We start from the raw sequence: 15,855 nt of genomic DNA on the forward strand, positions 1-15,855 counted from the left end.
ATTTTATAAGGTTAAAAGGAATTCCGTAGAATTCTACCGTCCGCACTAAGTTTTAATAAATAAATTTAAAGGTAAAATAACGCTTCAAATGCAATTCGAGGTAGCGATGCGAAAAATTCTAATGGGTTCGTTTGTTTTTTGCGGCACGCTTTTTGGCGCTTCTTGCGAGCAGATACTAAGCGATCCGCGCGGCTTTTTTAGCAAAGAGCCTGCGGACGAAGAGTTGCTGCAAAGCGATTTTGGCTGTAAAGGCTCGCTAGCTGGCGCAGAATTTTTGCAAAATTTAAAAAGCGCGGCTTCTGAGATCAGGGACGAAAATATCGATTGTGTCGGTAACGAAGCCTTGCTGAACGAAAAAAGGCTTGAGCGAACCTTGGCATTTGCGGGGATGGATGGCGAGGGCTTTTTGAGCTATGCTAAAGAGAAAAACTACGCGCAAATTAGCGAAAAATCGCTTGAAGCCTTAGAATTTTACTCTGAGCGCAAGATTGGAAATTTCATCGCTTATGGCAATTTTATGGGCGAGGTCCCGGCAGCCAGGGAGGCACTAAGAGATTATTTCGCCGCTAAATTCAACAAAAACGAAGCCGATGAGCTGGCAAGCGCCGTGATAGCGGAATTTATCGCATACGCCGCAAAGGATCGCAAGGCGGGAGATTACGGTGAGCTTGAGCTGGCGCTAAAAGGCGGAGTAGGTGCAGATGAGTTTCGTACGCTACTTTTTAGCAAGGATTTTGCAATTTACGAGCTTGATAATGCCCTGGATCTGGCGCTTTTGCTAGGATATGACGAGCGCTTTAGCGGCGCTTTGATCGAGCGAGGCGCGCAGGTGAATGCTGGCGAGGAAAACTCGCTATTTTACGCGATGAATAACGTTCAAAGCGCTAAATTTATGATCTCTAAAGGCGCTTTGGTTGGCTATAAAAACTCACTTGGGCAAACTCCGATATTTTTCGCCGCCGCGGCAAAAAATTATGAGCTCGTAAAGTTGCTAATCTACTCGCACGCTAGCGTAAATGTCCGCCAGATCGGCAGCGCTGAAGCTCAGGCTCTAGCGTCGCTAGGCGAGCGTAGCGACGGCTGTGAACGTTCGGGCGCGGGTAAGACACTGCTGATGTTTGCGGCGCAAAAAAGTACCAAGCAGATCGTTGAATTGCTCGTAAAATCGGGCGCAAACGAAAAGGCAGCCGACGAGGCGGGGCTAAATGCGCTAGACTACGCGCTTGCGGGTGGTGAAGCGGCTACGCAGAGCTATTTGCGCTCGCTTGGATTAAGTCCTACGCAAGTAAGCGATGATTTTACGAGCGATCCGCAAGATGCACCTGAGCGCGAGAATTAACGGGCTTGATTTAAAGGGTCGCTCGCCGCTTCGTCGTCGTTTTAGGTTTGCGGCGTTTTGGGTTTGCAAAAGCCTTATGAGCTTTAAATTTAATGTTTTGCCGCTTTGTAAATTCTATAAATTTAGCGGATTTTTCGAGTGCGAGTTGGTAGAATTTAACGCTTTAAAATTTTATCGCTTTGCTTGCGCAGGTTGCATGCACTGAAATTTTATAAACGTGCAGACGAGCTTTAAAAATGGCGATTTGTGCGTTTATGCGCGATAAAATTTTTGCCGAGGGATTTTGGTTTGCGATCAAGAGCGGGATTTCGTCAAATTTTGTGCGATAAACTTATCGCTTTTGCGACAAAGTAAGCATCGCAGTATTGCGGAATTTTACCTTGACTTGGGGCTTTTGCTATGTTAAGTAAAATTTTAAATGCGCTTATAAAACGCTTTTTGATTACGCCGCGCGCGGTATTTTGCACCGGAGAGATTTTTCTGCGCGATAAATTGCTTAAAAATGCGTTCGCAAAATTGCAAACGCAGCAAAATAGCAGAGCTTGCTGCGCGATTAAGGCGCTCAATAATCGCCGTAAAAGAAAGCACGCGAATTATGAATAATTGCTGCAATGCGCGCATAATTTTAAAATTTAGCCCCCGATCGGAGGTTAAATTTTAAAATTTTATCAATCATCAAGGATTAAAATGTTGAAAAATTTGCTTATCTTTACGGCGATTTTTTTGCCCGCGCTGGCGCTTGCGGACGTGGAGCCCGCCGTGCGAAACAGCGAGCTTTACGGAGTGCTGACGCTGATCCCGCCGGTTGCGGCGATCGTGCTTGCTTTCATCACCAAGGACGTGATTTTGTCGCTGTTTTTGGGCGTGCTAAGCGGGACCTTTCTCATCGGTATGGTCGATCAAAATATCGCGGCTTCGGCGCTTTTCGCTTTTACGAACCTGTGCTCGCGCATGGTAAAATCGATGGCGGATACGTGGAATGCGGGTATTTTGCTTCAGGTTATGTGTATCGGCGGGCTCATCGCTCTGGTTACCAAAAGCGGTGGCACGAAGGCGCTTGCGCTCTGGCTTAGCAAGCACGCGGATACTCCAGTTTTGGGTCAAATTTATACCTGGCTGATGGGTATCGTGATATTTTTCGACGATTACGCAAACGCGCTGATCGTGGGTCCGATAATGCGGCCGCTTATGGATAAATTTAAAATTTCGCGCGCAAAGTTCGCCTTTATAATCGACGCGACCGCCGCGCCGATCACCGGTATCGCGGTGATCTCCACCTGGGTCGGAGTTGAAATTTCGGCGATCAAAGAGGCCTACTCGCAGATCGGCATAGAAAACATAAACGCCTTCACCGTCTTCGTTGAGACGATCCCGTATAGATTTTATAATATTTTCATGATCTTTTTCGTAGTCGCCACCGCTGTGATGAGCAGGGAGTTTGGCTCGATGTATCGCGCAGAGATCGCATCTCGCGGCGGCAAGAGCGGAGCTGCGGATTTTAAGATTAAAAATTTAGAGGATCAAATTTTCGTACCCAAAGAGGGCGTCGTGCTTCGCAAGATAAACGCGCTAATCCCGCTAGGCGCGATGATCGTCCTTTCCGTCATCGGATTTTATCTCAACGGCTACAGCTCGCTGGAGGGCGAGGCTTTGGAGGCGGTCAAAGCAGCCCCTCTTAGCTTCACTTCGATCCGCACCGCATTTAGCGCTGCGGACGCTTCGGTCGTGCTGTTTCAATCCGCGCTCTTTTCGTCGATCATCGCCGTCGTTTTAGGCATCGCGCAAAAAATTTACGGCGTCAAAGAGGCGATCGAGGTTTGGGTGGGCGGCTGGAAAAGTATGCTAAATACCGTCATAATCCTGCTTTTTGCGTGGTCGCTTAGCTCGGTTATCAAAGAGCTTGGCACTTCGCGCTACCTAGTCGAGCTTCTAAGCGACGCTACGCCGCGCTTTGCTCTTGCGATCGTGATCTTCGTGCTTAGCTCGTTTATCTCATTTTCAACGGGCACGAGCTTCGGTACTATGGGCATCGTCACACCTTTGGCCGTGCCTCTTGCTCACGCCGTGGGGCAAAAATACGGACTTAGCGGCGAGGAATTTCATGTTTTCATGTGCGTAAACATTAGCGCGGTGCTTACGGGGGCGATATTTGGCGATCACTGCTCGCCGATTTCTGATACGACGATACTTTCTTCAATGGGCGCGGGCTGCGATCACATCGAGCACGTAAGCACGCAGATGACCTATGCGCTGGTCGTTTGCGGCATTAGTATCGTTTGCGGCTACCTGCCTGCGGGCTTTGGGCTTAGCGTGTGGGGATGTCTGATCCTGGGTATCGCGGCTATCATTCTTTTACTGCGCACGGTGGGTAAAAGAGTGGATGTATGAATTGCGAAAGCTTCGGTAGTTGCGGCAGCTGCACGCTCGGCGAGCCCTATGAGGATCAAATTTTATACAAAAAACAGCTGATCGCCGATAAATTTAGAGAATTTTTTGACGGCGAGTTTGAATTTTTTGCCTCGCAACCGCAAAATTATCGTATCAGGGCGGAATTTGGCATCTGGCACGATATTTGGCATAGCGCATTTGATCTTGCTTACACGATGGGCGGCGCACGTAGTAAGAAAATTTTAATTAACGAATGCCCCAAGGTAGCGCTTCCTATCGCAAATTTAATGCCGCGGCTGCTAGAGGCGCTTAGGCGGAGCGAAGCTTTAAAAGAGAAGCTCTTCGGCGTCGAGTTTATCTCGTGCGCTAGCGGGATTTTGGCGACGCTGCTTTATCACAAGCGCCTGGGCGAGCGCGAGCAGGAGGCGATTTGCGAACTTGCGGACAAGCTTGGTATCACTATCATGGCTCGCGCGCGCGGACAGAAGCTGCTAAGCGGCGAGCTAAGCCTCACAGACGAGCTTTGCGTGGACGGGCGAGTTTATAAATTTCGCTTCGGCGAAAACGCCTTCATCCAGCCCAACCGCGGCGTGAACGAAAAGATGATCGCCTGGGCGAGAAGCTGCGTGGACTTAGGCAAAGACGGCGCGGGCGAGATGTGCGCCGAGCAGAATTTCGCCGCAAATAATTTCATAGCGGAGAATTCTGGCGCGCAAAATTCGAGCCACGAGCAGTCCGCTGCGCAAAATTTTATGGATAGAAATTTTGCTTCTGAAAATTCCGCCGAATTTGACGCCGCTTGCCGAAATTCCGTTAAAGCAAATTTCGCTCGTGCAGAATTTAGCGGCGAAAATTCCGTGAAATTTAACTGTGCCTCCGCAGACGAAAGCTCTGCGGATGATAATTTCGCTCGCAAGGATTTGGAAGTGCAAAATTCCGCTGCGCAAAATTTGGATTGTGAAAAGAAAAGCGCGCAAAATTCAGCCTGCAAAAATTCAACCGAGCAAAATTCAAGCTGCGAAAAACATGCCGTATGCCCAGAAAGCTCCGCCGCGCGCGATCTGCTGGAGCTGTACTGCGGGCACGGCAACTTTACCATCCCGCTTGCGGCTAAATTTAACCGCGTGTTGGCGAGCGAAATTTCAAAAAGCTCGATCGCGAATGCGCGCATAAACTGCGAGCTCAACGGCGTTTGCAACGCGCAATTCGTTCGCCTTAGCGCGGATGAGCTGATGAGCGCGTTTGCGCGCAGGCGCGAGTTTGAGCGGCTAAAGGGGATCGATATTTTCGGCTACGATTTTTCGCACGTCTTGATCGATCCGCCGCGAGCGGGGCTGGAGCCTAGCGTACTGGGGTTCATAAAAAATTTTCAAAATCTAATCTACATTTCCTGTAACCCGCAGACGCTTTTTGAAAATTTACGCTCGCTTTGCGATACACACGAGGTGCAGAGGTTTGCGATCTTCGATCAGTTCGCGCATACGAGCCATATCGAATGCGGCGTGCTATTGCGGCGCAGGAGTTAAGCGGATCTAAAACCGAAGCTGCGGATCCGAGCGGCGTGCGGGATAAAATTCCGCCTAAAATATGTATAATAACAAAATTTAAAATTATGAAAGGAAGTAGATGGTTGATCTAAATAAAATCATCCAAGCAAAGCGCACGATAAACGATTTCGTCTATAAAACGCCCTTTGCTCTGGCGCCGAAGCTCAGCAAGCTTTACGGCGCAGAAGTGTATCTCAAAAGCGAGAACTTGCAGCGCACCGGCGCATATAAGATTCGCGGCGCTTATAATAAAATCGCGCATCTTACGGACGAGGAGCGGGCACATGGAGTAATAGCTGCAAGCGCGGGCAACCACGCCCAAGGCGTAGCGATGAGCGCACAAAAATTCGGCGTGCATGCCGTGATCGTAATGCCTGAAGCCACGCCGCTACTTAAGGTAAGCGGCACGAAGGCTCTGGGCGCGGAGATCATCCTAAAGGGTGATAATTTCGACGAAGCGTACGCGTTTGCGCTGGAATATGCAAAGGAGCACAATCTGACGTTCGTCCATCCCTTCAACGACGAGTTCGTCCAAGCGGGCCAAGGCACGATCGCGCTTGAGATGATCGAGGAGGTCGCAGATCTTGAATACATCGTCGTTCCTGTAGGCGGCGGCGGGCTTGCGACGGGAGTTTGCAGCTGCGCCAAGCAGATCAACCCCGACATCAAAATCATCGCCGTAGCCGCCAAGGGCGCGCCTGCGATGCATGATAGCTTCGTCGCGAAAAAGCCGCTAAATTCCAAATCGGTCCGCACTATCGCCGACGGCATCGCGGTACGAGATACGAGCGAGATCACGCTCTCTACGATCATCGAGTGCGTCGATGAGTTCGTGCAGGTCGATGACGAGGAGATCGCAAGCGCGATACTCTATCTGCTCGAGCAGCAAAAAATCATCGTCGAGGGCGCGGGCGCGGCGGGCGTAGCGGCGCTGATGAACGCGAAATTTGCATTCCCCGCGGGCGCAAAGATCGGCATCATCCTAAGCGGCGGCAACATCGACGTGCAGATGCTAAACATCATCATCGAAAAAGGTCTTATCAAATCGCATCGCAAGATGACGATCAACGTCACGCTCGTCGATAAGCCGGGCGCGCTTACCGGGCTTACCGAAATTTTGCGCCGCGCCAACGCAAACATCGTCAAGATCGACTACGACCGCTTCTCGACCAATATCGAGTACGGCGATGCGCAGATTACGATCACGCTTGAGACCAAGGGCAAGGCTCATCAAGAGGACATCGCCTGGGCGCTCAAAAACGCAGGGTATGATTTCAGGGAGATTTTGTAAAATTTCGCCGGAGCTCTGGGCTTGGGCTTTGATTGCGCTTCTCGACTCACGGCGGTTAAATTTTAATTTACATCCGCCTTATACTCGCCGTGCCGAAATGCTTTGCGCTCGTGATTTCAAATTTTACGTATAATTTAAGATCCAAATATGCGGCGCAGCCGCAACATAAAAATTAGCGCGAGCGTAGCTCGCCCCTTATAAAGCGTCGTAGGGGGATGGGTGGGGTTTATGGGCGAGCATAGCAATGCGGTGCTGCGGGGCAGCGCCGCCTCTGCGAGAAATGTGACCTCGCAATTCAAGCCCCCTTCCCGCCCCAAGATATATATATATCACGGATGAAATTTAAATAGAATTTTATTTTGTAATAAATTTAAAATTTCTCTATGTAGAATTTTGCCTCTAGAATTTAGGTCGTGGCGGCGTTTTCTCTTAAGGGGAAAGGGGCGCTACTTGCTCTGCTTCGCTGCGCTCGCAAGAAACGCCGCCAGGCTTAAGCCTTGCGTCGCTACGCTCGTTTTGAGAGGCGCTCCCCTTTCCCCTTAAAATCCCCTAACCCCTGGCACGCTCAAGGGGCGAGCCTTGTGGCTCGCGTTAAATTTATAATTGTGCTTCGCTTCTTTGAAATTCGTTCTACGATTTTAAAATTTCTTGTCGCAAAAATCGTAAAATTTTAATTGCACTACAAATCGGCGCTGTATTTTTGCTAAAATACCGATAAAATTTTAAAGGATGAAATTTGGAAAATTTTGCTTTTCTTCTAAATTTAGTGATATTTTGCATCTTAGTTTTTATGTTTTTTAAGATGCGCAAAAGCGGCGAGCAGGCGGGCAAGCCACAGATCGCCACCGATATCACGCGGCTTAAAAGTATCGGCGAGCTGAGCGTTTTTAAAATTTACTCCAAAGAGATCGTCACGCGCAAGCAAAACGTAGGCAGCGGGCTGCTGGGCTCGCTCGTCTCGCCGCTGATGACGAAAAAGCAGATCGCCATCATCTTCGAGTTTGAGATCGAGTTCGTTTACGACCTGCTAAGTCCCGAGTTTGCGATATTGCCGCAGGGCGAGGATCGCTACGAGATCAAGATGCCGCCGTGCAAATACAAATACTCGATCAAAGATATGAAAATTTATGACGAGAAAAACGCCAAGCTGCTGCCGTTTTTGCTGCCTGATTCGCTAAATGGGCTATTCGGCGCGAGCTTTGATGAAAGCGATAAAAACCACCTTATCGACGACGCAAAGGACGAGGTCAAGCAGCTCTCGCTAAAAATCATCAACGATCTTGGCGGCAAGATACACAAATCCGCGACCGACACGCTGGAGGCAATCGCCAAGAGCTTCGGCGCGAAGGAGGTCGGATTCATCTTTCAGGACAAGGCGCTCCAAACGATCGACATAAGCTCCAGCGAGATCGCAATCGATAAATCGCTAAAATCGCAGATCGAGAAGTAGATGGAGCTTTTTAAGGCGCTTTTTAAAATTTACTTTGCCCGCATGCTCGCGTTTATGGATGCTTGCGCGAGGGCTTGGCAGCGATTTTATGAGCCGATCAGGCTGCGCAAAGAGAAAAAGCGTCTGCGCGCAAAGGGCTATTTTACCGAGGATGCGACGTGGGCGGAGTTTTTTGCGGATTTTAAATTTTGCAAATGCTTCATCATCAAAAAAATCCTCTATCCAAACTTCTATGCTATCAAAAACTCCATCAAATGGGAGGCAGGCTCAAAGCGGGCTAGCTTTTCTGTAGGCTCGTTTGCATACGACGAGATCGCGTGGGTGTGGGTGCCGCGAGCCTTCGACGGCGAGCGGAAAAATGATCTAGCGAAGCTAAAAGATCTACTGCAAAAAATCCCCGCGCTGCGCTACGAGCAGAGCGATACGGGGATTAAAATTTTCGGCTACGAGTGCGGCGAAGGGGCCTTATAATCGTATGATACGAAATTTCTTAAATTTATCAAGAGTCGCGTCGATGCGGTTTGTAGTTTGTGCTGCGCAGATAATCAAGCAGGCGGGTTTTGGAGGCCGTGCCTTTGCCAAAACAGCACGAGCAGCGTGAAATTTTATCTCTGCAAGCACCCAGGCGCGGTCTAAATTTAAACTCCGCGCGAGTATAAACGCGAGCAAATTTTATCTCTGCGCCCGGCTCCATAGATCCTTTGCTTTGGCGGGGTTTTTCATGTTAAGCCACGCAAGAAGCAGTACTACGGACGCTAATGGATTTAAGATTAAATTTAACAGCTCCATGAAATTTATGACGCCCATCGTTATAGGGGCGGGAGCCGGTATTTTCATGCCATAGATGACGTCTGCGCCGATGTCTGCGATTAGCAGAGCGGCGTATATGGCAAAAAGTTTGCATCCGGTAGCGGCGCGCAACTTAAAATTTATAACTATCCAAGAGAGCGTAACCGCAAATATCAAATACGGCACGTATATTTGCAGCCTACTGCAATCACATCTTCTGAGTATATAAATGGCTGAAAAATATAGCAGCGCCGCAAGCGCAATGCTATAGGCGTATTTGAAGATTATAAAAATCTGCGGACCCGTGATATTTTGGATGTTTTTAAGCGCGTGGTAAAGGAATGTGAAGGCAAAAATTCACACTAAGATTTGAGAATCCAAATAAGCGATCTCGCCTTTTATAGAATACGCCGCGCTTGCGACTAATAGGCAGAGCGCGCCGAGCGTGCCTTGCAGCTTCGCTCTTTGAAAATCTTCGTTCATTGTATACCTTTAAATTTTAATGTGCGGCTCACGGCTTGCGCCGTGCAACTAAACGGCGGGCGATGCTTTGATTATCGCCACGCAGGCTTTGAATTTAGCCGCTGCGAATTTTAATTTTACGCCGCCGTGCATACTTCGTACTTTACGTCGCTGTGAATGATTCAAGCTCAGCACGCCGCCGAATATCTCATCCTTGGGCTACTGCCGCAAATTTTATTTGGTGCCGCCGTTACGAGTGCTTTTAATTTAACGCCGTAGTTACCGCAAATTTTACTTTGGCGCCGCCGCTCGCGTAATACGTTTTTGAAATGGGATTTTATGCAAATTCTGTTTAAAATGGATTTAACTTTTTAAATTTAAAAGCAGCGGAGCAGCTTAAATTTATAACTATCCAAGTGCCATTACTATAAGCATAAAAACGCTTATTTTTGATTTTTAAATTTGAGCTGTTTTTAGTAAATTTTGTTTACAAATTTTGTATAATTTTTAAAATTTTATCTCGAAAAAAGGAGCAAGTATGAGATTTATCGTTATATTGTTTTTGGCGGTCGGCAGCTGTTTTGGAGGCAATATAACCGACTTTCAAAGCTTGGAAAAATTTATCAAAGACGGGCAAGCGAAGGGATATTTTCCTAAAAAAATTTTAGTGACGCAAGGATTTGATACCACCGTATTAGAAGACGTGGGTTTAAAATTTAGCAAAACCATATATTGGGACATAAATTCTCGCTGCAACCAAAACGCAGACGAAATCATTATAGCCGAAAGCGATACGAGGCACTCTATAATTTGCCCTGGAAATAACAACGTCTATATTTTGACTGGCGGCAGAAGCGATGTGGAAGACCCATGGGGAAACGATATTTTTGTAATGGGCGAGAACGATGATAAAATTTCAAAAAGCTGGGGTACGAATATATTTATATTCGGCAAAAGATGGGGGCACGATAAGATAGAAATCGGCGATTCTAGGATAAATCCGGCGTCAAACCCTGAATACAAAAACGAATTTCCTTACGAGTTTAGTCACTTTTTCATCTTTGATAGCGGGGTTAAAAAGGATGATTTAGTTTTTAACTTTAACAAGATAATAAATTTAAAAACAAACGACTCTATAGAGCTTACGGATTTAAATGGTATAAATTTGATTTTTAAAGACGAGCCGGGTAAATACTACGGTACAAATTCATTAAAGGAGATTTACGACAAAAACTTTTTCGTTAAGCCTAAGACTGAAGAGGGTTTGAGTGCAGATGAGATACAAACGTTGCTTCACAAAACGGCATATTCAGACAACGCCAAAGATGCTAAAAAATACTGCGAAATGGGCGGCGATCCGAATTTTAAAGGTCATGAAAATACCACCCCCATTGAAATGGCGGTAATGTTAGGTAACGAAAATTCGCTTCGCGCGATGCTAGAGTGTGCAAAAAGACTGACTGATAGCGCAATGATGATGAGCGTATTCGGAAGCCAACACGACGATGAGAAGAGTTTTAGGCTCGTAAAGCTTTTGGAAAAATACGGCGGAAATTTTAAAGCAAAGGATAGGGATGGCTGCTCCATGGTAAATTATGCGGCAAGTTCTCATAGTCTAGAAATCGTAAAATATCTAGTAGAAAGAGGCGCCGATCCAAAAGCTAGATGTTCTCATAACCAAAGCGTAACTCCATCGGATTGGGCAAGGAAAAACAAGGACAAAAGAGTATATGAGTATCTAAAAAGCCTAGAAGCCAAATAAAAGCTATGCTAAATTTGACTTCTTTATCGTTTGCTTTGAATCAGCGCGATTAAATTATTAGCGTTTTTGATGCAGATAGCAATGCGCAACAAGCTTTTATGATATCGATTTGGCTTATGGCTGCAACGACGGAACTTATTTATGTGCCATCTAGAATGGGCGGCATATCGGACTCTCTAGAGCACCAAGATTTACGGCTATGCCAAAAAGCTTTAAGTTTTCGGCGAAAATTTTATTTTGCGTTATTTTTGCAGAAAATATATAATTTAATCCAAAATTTATATACACTTCGCTATTATCCCATTTTCAATTTCTCGGCCCACTCGTCTAGTGGTTAGGACGCTGGCCTCTCACGCCGGTAACAGGAGTTCAAATCTCCTGTGGGTCACCATTTCATCACTTAAAATCAATTAAAATTTTCTAGCATTTAGCTGCCTGCCCTTGAAATTTAAGACCTCATTTGTTTTTGTAATATGTTGATTAAAATTTCATCATATTTTTATCGAGGTTAATTGATCTAGAATTAAAGTCGCGCGAATTAAAATTTAGATCGAATTTTAAAATTCGCGGCTAAATTCTGCTGCTATTCATATTTTTTAGCGCGCCGCCGACCGCTTTTAGCTATGGCTGCATCGGCTAAATTCCGCCGCTACTTATATTTTCCAGATTACGCAGCCTATTCCAGTTCTGCTCGTTTTGTAAATTTCTCTTATTTTGCCGCTGCTGCATCTGCTCCAGTTGCTGCTGCGCTTGCTGCTGCATTAGGCTTCGCTGCTCGGAGATATATCGATCTTGCGCTCTTTGCTGGGCTTGTGCGCTGTCCGCTCTGAATGAATTAAGCGTATCTTGCGATACCGCTTGCTTTTGCGCCGCACGCACGACTTCGGCGTCAATCTTTTGCCGCTTCGCACAGCGGTTTGACTGCTCCTTATTTAGCGAGCTTGCGACATCGCATCTGCTCGCGTCCGCCAAGAATCGAGCCTCCTTGCCGTCCTGCGAGAGCAGCGAGCAACCGCAAAGCAACACAACTAAAATCAAGGCAGAGAAAAATTTTAATTTCACAATTACCTCTTAAATTTTATCTTTAATTCCCCGCAGCCGCTAATCCGCGCCCTTTGCGAGGTCGAACCCGCACTGCGCCACAAGCGCCTTATCGCTTGCGATGCTATCGCCGGTGGTGGTTAGGAAATTGCCCGTAAGCGCCGAGTTAATACCGCATCCAAGCGCCGTGCGCACGTGCTCGCCTAAATTCCGCCTGCCGCCTGCGAAACGCAGATACGCGCGCGGCAAGATGAAGCGGTAGATCGCGATCGATTTTAAAATTTCATCGTGCGCTAGCGGCGCGGCGTTTTGCAGCGGAGTGCCTTTGATCGGGGTCAGGATATTGATCGGCACGGAGCTAACGCCCAGCTCTCGCAGCTGCAGCGCCATATCGATGCGATCCTCCATGCCCTCGCCCAGCCCGAAAATCCCGCCGCTACATACGTCAAGCCCCACGGCGCGACAATTCTCGATAGTTTGGATGCGATCGTCGTAGCTGTGCGTCGTGCAGATCTGCGGATAAAATTTACGCGAAGTCTCGAGATTGTGATGATAGGTCTGCACGCCGCTAGCTTTAAGCAGCGCTAGCGCGGGCTTTGAAGCGATCCCTAGCGAGGCGCACAGATGCAGCCGCGTCTTACTTCGCAGCCGCTCATAGATCTCGCAGTATGCCCCTAGATCGGAGCTTTTTTGAGAAATTCCGCGCCCGCTGGCGACGAGCGAGAAGCGGTGCGTCTGCTCGGCTTCGTTCGCAAGCGCGGCGCTTAGCACCTGCTGCTCGCCCAAAATTCCGTAAATCTCGCAGCCCGTGTTAAAATGCGCCGACTGCGCGCAGTATTTGCAGTCCTCGCTACAGCGCCCCGATTTTACGTTTATGATCGTGCAGAGATTAAATTTATCGCCGCAAAACTCGCGCCTGATCTCATCCGCCGCCGCAAAAAGCGCGCCTAAATCCTCGCATCGCGCCAGCTCTAGCGCCTGCTGCTTTGCAATCTCGCAGCCGCCTATCACGCGATCTTTCAGCTCGGAAATATAAAATTTGTCTATCAATACTTAGCCTTTTTGAAAAAAATGCGTAATTATACAACGCTAAATTTAAAGCAAAGCTCGCACGCGAAATTTGGCGTAGGAATTTTGCGCTAAAAATTTTGCGCGGAATTTTATGCCCCCCTACGCCGCTTTTGCGCTGCGATTTTTACGGACGGCTCGTCCGCGACATCTGCGCGCGATTTATCGTTTTGAAATTTTATTTTGGCTAAAATTGCGGCTTTAAATTTAAAGGCAAAAAATGAAATACGACGTTATCGTTGTGGGCGGCGGGCACGCGGGTATCGAGGCAAGCTTGGCCGCCGCAAAAATGGGCGCAAAGACGCTGCTGATTACGATCTTGGCCGAACAGATCGGCGCTGCGAGCTGTAATCCCGCAATCGGCGGCCTTGCTAAGGGGCATCTGGTAAAGGAGATCGATGCGCTGGGAGGTCAGATGGGGCTTGCGGCGGATGCGTGCGGGCTGCAGTTTAGAATACTAAACGAGAGCAAAGGCCCAGCCGTGCGAGGTTCGCGCGCTCAGATCGATATGGATGAATACCGCATCTATATGCGAAATTTGCTGCTAAACACGCAGGGGCTGGACGTAAGTCAGGAGATCGCGAGCGAAATTTTAACCTGCGAGCGAGGCGGCGAGCAGCGCATTTGCGGCGTTAAGACCCATCTTGGCAACGTTTATGAGACCGAGCATCTGATAATCACCGCCGGCACCTTTTTAAACGGGCTAATTCACGTGGGCGAGAACAAGCTGCAAGCGGGGCGCGTGGGCGAGCTGGCAAGCGTCGAGCTGGCCGAATCGCTACGAAGCTTGGGGCTGCAAATGGGGCGGCTAAAGACGGGCACCTGTCCAAGGATCGATGCTAAGACGATCGATTTTAGCGTGCTTGAGCGCCAAGACGGCGACGCGGATCCGCGCGCTTTTAGCTTTCGCAGCAAAAATTTTGCGCCGAAGCAGCTTGCTTGCTTCATCGCTTATACGAACGAGCGCACGCACGAGATCATCCGAGAAAATTTCGCTCGCGCGCCGATGTTTACGGGGCAGATTTCAAGCACCGGCCCGCGCTACTGCCCGAGCATCGAGACTAAAATTTACGAATTCCCAAATCGAGACCGCCACCACGTCTTCGTCGAGCCGCAGACGCGTGAGGCTACGGAGTATTACGTAAACGGGCTTTCTACGAGTCTGCCTTACGACGTGCAGATTGCGTTTTTGCGCACGATCAGAGGCTTTGAAAATGCTAAAATCGTCCGCCCGGGCTATGCGATCGAGTACGATTTCATCGATCCTACCGAGCTTAAACACAGCCTCGAGACCAAAAAGATCCGCGGGCTGTTTTTGGCAGGTCAAATCAACGGCACCACCGGCTACGAGGAGGCTGCGGCGCAGGGGCTGATGGCGGGCATCAACGCCGTGCTTGATTTGCGCGAGCGGCAGCCTCTGATTTTGCGCAGAGATGAGGCATATATCGGCGTTTTGATCGACGATCTGGTTACCAAGGGCACGAACGAGCCCTACCGAATGTTTACTTCGCGCGCGGAATTTCGCCTGTTGCTGCGCGAGGGTAACGCCGTACTGCGCCTAAGCGAATACGGCCGCGAGATCGGGCTTTTAGACGAGGCAAGCTACGAGCGGGCGCGCAAGTTTAAGCTTGACGTGGAGAGCGGAATGGAATTTTTGCTAAAAACGCAGATTACCCCTTCAAAACAGACGCTTAGCCTGCTGCAAAGTATCGGCGCAGAGCCCATTTCGCAAAGCTGTAGCTTGCAAAAAATCGTAGCCAAAAGCGGCTTTTCAAAGGCGGGTCTGCTTGCTTTGGCGCCGCATTTTGAGGGCTTTAGCGATGAGGTTTTGGATGAAATTTTAACGCAGTGCAAGTATCATTTCTACATCGCGATGCAGCGCGCAGAGGTCGAGAGGATGAAGGGGCTGCTTGGCGTCGCGATCCCGCCGCAGATCGATTTTAGCAAGATCGGAGGCCTTAGCAACGAGATCGTGCAGAAGCTAAATCGCTTTGCGCCGCCGACGCTTTTTGCCGCGAGCGAGATCAGCGGCGTAACGCCCGCCGCAATCGATATTTTGCATATCTACATCAAGCAAAATTTTGGCGATAAGCTTGGGATAAAGCGAGAATAGAATGCTAAAGTATAAAAGGCTTAATAAAGTAATTTTAAAATTTATAGTGAAAAATCTGGACGATATTTTAAAATATGTTTCAGTTTGAACTAAAACTATGTTTTGATAATTACGCCAATAGTAAATTTAGATTCATTGTCAAGAATTGCTCAAAAAATACTTTTTTTACATACGGTATGTCGCCGAAATTCTTTTTTATTCACTTCCTGGTTCAAAATTATTTCTCGAACAGCATAAATTAAAGGACGCGGCCGACAACAACATTCAAGAATTAGGTTTTAGTATTGACACCTCAGGAATAAACAACATATTCATATTAAAAGACGTTATACGAGAAGAAGAAATACCTACTATTTTTGAAGAAATAGTCGAACGATATATAGACGGCATTAAATATCTAAATTGTTTTAAATTTGAGCTACTAAACTACAGATATAAAAGAGAGATCCATTGCTTTTTGCTAAAATTGATAAGAGAAAATCCGCTTAACTTATCTTGAGCTATTTATATTTACAGAGGAGATAAATCCGCCCCGAGCGAGGCGGATTAAAGATTATTTTTCGCTAGGCGGATACATCTTCCAGCTACTATCTACTTTCCAGTCT

Annotated in this window: 13 protein-coding genes, 1 tRNA gene and 1 pseudogene; 10 read left to right on the forward strand and 5 right to left on the reverse strand. The window is 47.8% G+C overall.

The annotated features are described in order from the left end of the window. The first annotated feature begins 88 nt into the window (after positions 1–88). The 7 genes and pseudogenes from Q0224_RS08365 (at position 89) to Q0224_RS08395 (ending at position 8,486) form a co-directional block, all read left to right on the forward strand. Positions 89–1,339, forward strand: a complete 1,251-nt coding sequence (locus Q0224_RS08365) for an ankyrin repeat domain-containing protein (RefSeq protein WP_297950484.1) — start codon at positions 89–91, stop codon at positions 1,337–1,339. 687 nt (positions 1,340–2,026) lie between these two features. Then, positions 2,027–3,727, forward strand: a complete 1,701-nt coding sequence (locus Q0224_RS08370; RefSeq protein WP_297950486.1) for a Na+/H+ antiporter NhaC family protein — start codon at positions 2,027–2,029, stop codon at positions 3,725–3,727. Further along, positions 3,724–4,263 (forward strand): annotated as a pseudogene (locus Q0224_RS08375) (tRNA (uridine(54)-C5)-methyltransferase TrmA); the annotation flags it as partial. The gene Q0224_RS08370 and the pseudogene Q0224_RS08375, both read left to right, overlap by 4 nt. Continuing rightward, complete coding sequence (locus Q0224_RS08380; protein WP_366939510.1) at positions 4,255–5,253, forward strand: methyltransferase domain-containing protein; 999 nt, start codon at positions 4,255–4,257, stop codon at positions 5,251–5,253. The pseudogene Q0224_RS08375 and the gene Q0224_RS08380, both read left to right, overlap by 9 nt. A 100-nt stretch (positions 5,254–5,353) precedes the next feature. Further along, positions 5,354–6,565, forward strand: a complete 1,212-nt coding sequence (gene ilvA, locus Q0224_RS08385; RefSeq protein ID WP_005872070.1) for a threonine ammonia-lyase — start codon at positions 5,354–5,356, stop codon at positions 6,563–6,565. A 736-nt stretch (positions 6,566–7,301) separates the two neighbouring features. Further along, a complete protein-coding gene (locus tag Q0224_RS08390; RefSeq protein WP_297950489.1) occupies positions 7,302–8,015 on the forward strand; it encodes a DUF4230 domain-containing protein in 714 nt (237 codons plus the stop codon). After that, positions 8,016–8,486, forward strand: coding sequence for a hypothetical protein (locus tag Q0224_RS08395; protein ID WP_297950491.1), 471 nt, complete (start codon positions 8,016–8,018; stop codon positions 8,484–8,486). A 28-nt stretch (positions 8,487–8,514) separates the two neighbouring features. Here Q0224_RS08395 and Q0224_RS08400 read toward each other — a convergent pair whose 3' ends face one another. The 3 genes from Q0224_RS08400 to Q0224_RS08410 form a co-directional block, all read right to left on the reverse strand. Beyond that, the gene (locus tag Q0224_RS08400) at positions 8,515–8,709 is read right to left on the reverse strand and encodes a hypothetical protein (protein ID WP_297950493.1); all 195 of its coding nucleotides are present in this window, start codon (positions 8,707–8,709) and stop codon (positions 8,515–8,517) included. Then, the gene (locus Q0224_RS08405) at positions 8,688–8,990 is read right to left on the reverse strand and encodes a hypothetical protein (RefSeq protein WP_297950495.1); all 303 of its coding nucleotides are present in this window, start codon (positions 8,988–8,990) and stop codon (positions 8,688–8,690) included. Before Q0224_RS08405 ends, Q0224_RS08400 begins: the two co-directional genes overlap by 22 nt. 171 nt (positions 8,991–9,161) lie before the next feature. Next, complete coding sequence (locus tag Q0224_RS08410) at positions 9,162–9,287, reverse strand: hypothetical protein (RefSeq protein WP_297950497.1); 126 nt, start codon at positions 9,285–9,287, stop codon at positions 9,162–9,164. 517 nt (positions 9,288–9,804) lie between these two features. On the opposite strand from Q0224_RS08410, the gene Q0224_RS08415 reads away from it, so the two are divergent. Both Q0224_RS08415 and Q0224_RS08420 read left to right on the forward strand, forming a co-directional pair. Beyond that, the gene (locus tag Q0224_RS08415) at positions 9,805–11,028 is read left to right on the forward strand and encodes an ankyrin repeat domain-containing protein (protein ID WP_297950499.1); all 1,224 of its coding nucleotides are present in this window, start codon (positions 9,805–9,807) and stop codon (positions 11,026–11,028) included. Positions 11,029–11,344: 316 nt separating this feature from the next. Next, positions 11,345–11,419, forward strand: a tRNA-Glu gene (locus Q0224_RS08420). Between the two features lie 245 nt (positions 11,420–11,664). Here the strand turns inward: Q0224_RS08420 and Q0224_RS08425 are convergent. Next, positions 11,665–12,090: a hypothetical protein gene (locus tag Q0224_RS08425; protein WP_297950501.1), complete on the reverse strand. Its 426-nt coding sequence runs from the start codon at positions 12,088–12,090 to the stop codon at positions 11,665–11,667. A gap of 39 nt (positions 12,091–12,129) precedes the next feature. Further along, complete coding sequence (bioB, locus tag Q0224_RS08430) at positions 12,130–13,119, reverse strand: biotin synthase BioB (RefSeq protein ID WP_297950503.1); 990 nt, start codon at positions 13,117–13,119, stop codon at positions 12,130–12,132. 238 nt (positions 13,120–13,357) lie between these two features. Between bioB and mnmG the strand changes: the two genes are divergently transcribed. Beyond that, positions 13,358–15,250, forward strand: coding sequence for a tRNA uridine-5-carboxymethylaminomethyl(34) synthesis enzyme MnmG (gene mnmG / locus Q0224_RS08435; protein ID WP_297950505.1), 1,893 nt, complete (start codon positions 13,358–13,360; stop codon positions 15,248–15,250). The last annotated feature ends 605 nt before the right edge of the window (positions 15,251–15,855 follow it).

This window comes from uncultured Campylobacter sp., assembly GCF_938002845.1.
GTDB lineage: Bacteria > Campylobacterota > Campylobacteria > Campylobacterales > Campylobacteraceae > Campylobacter_B.

Excerpts from the sequence above, each read along its gene's own strand:
- ilvA (WP_005872070.1), top strand. The coding sequence starts at position 5,354 with ATGGTTGATCTAAATAAAATCATCCAAGCAAAGCGCACGATAAACGAT.
- Q0224_RS08410 (WP_297950497.1), bottom strand. The coding sequence starts at position 9,287 with ATGAACGAAGATTTTCAAAGAGCGAAGCTGCAAGGCACGCTCGGCGCG.
- Q0224_RS08365 (WP_297950484.1), top strand. The coding sequence starts at position 89 with ATGCAATTCGAGGTAGCGATGCGAAAAATTCTAATGGGTTCGTTTGTT.
- Q0224_RS08395 (WP_297950491.1), top strand. The coding sequence starts at position 8,016 with ATGGAGCTTTTTAAGGCGCTTTTTAAAATTTACTTTGCCCGCATGCTC.
- Q0224_RS08415 (WP_297950499.1), top strand. The coding sequence starts at position 9,805 with ATGAGATTTATCGTTATATTGTTTTTGGCGGTCGGCAGCTGTTTTGGA.
- Q0224_RS08400 (WP_297950493.1), bottom strand. The coding sequence starts at position 8,709 with ATGGAGCCGGGCGCAGAGATAAAATTTGCTCGCGTTTATACTCGCGCG.
- mnmG (WP_297950505.1), top strand. The coding sequence starts at position 13,358 with ATGAAATACGACGTTATCGTTGTGGGCGGCGGGCACGCGGGTATCGAG.
- Q0224_RS08370 (WP_297950486.1), top strand. The coding sequence starts at position 2,027 with ATGTTGAAAAATTTGCTTATCTTTACGGCGATTTTTTTGCCCGCGCTG.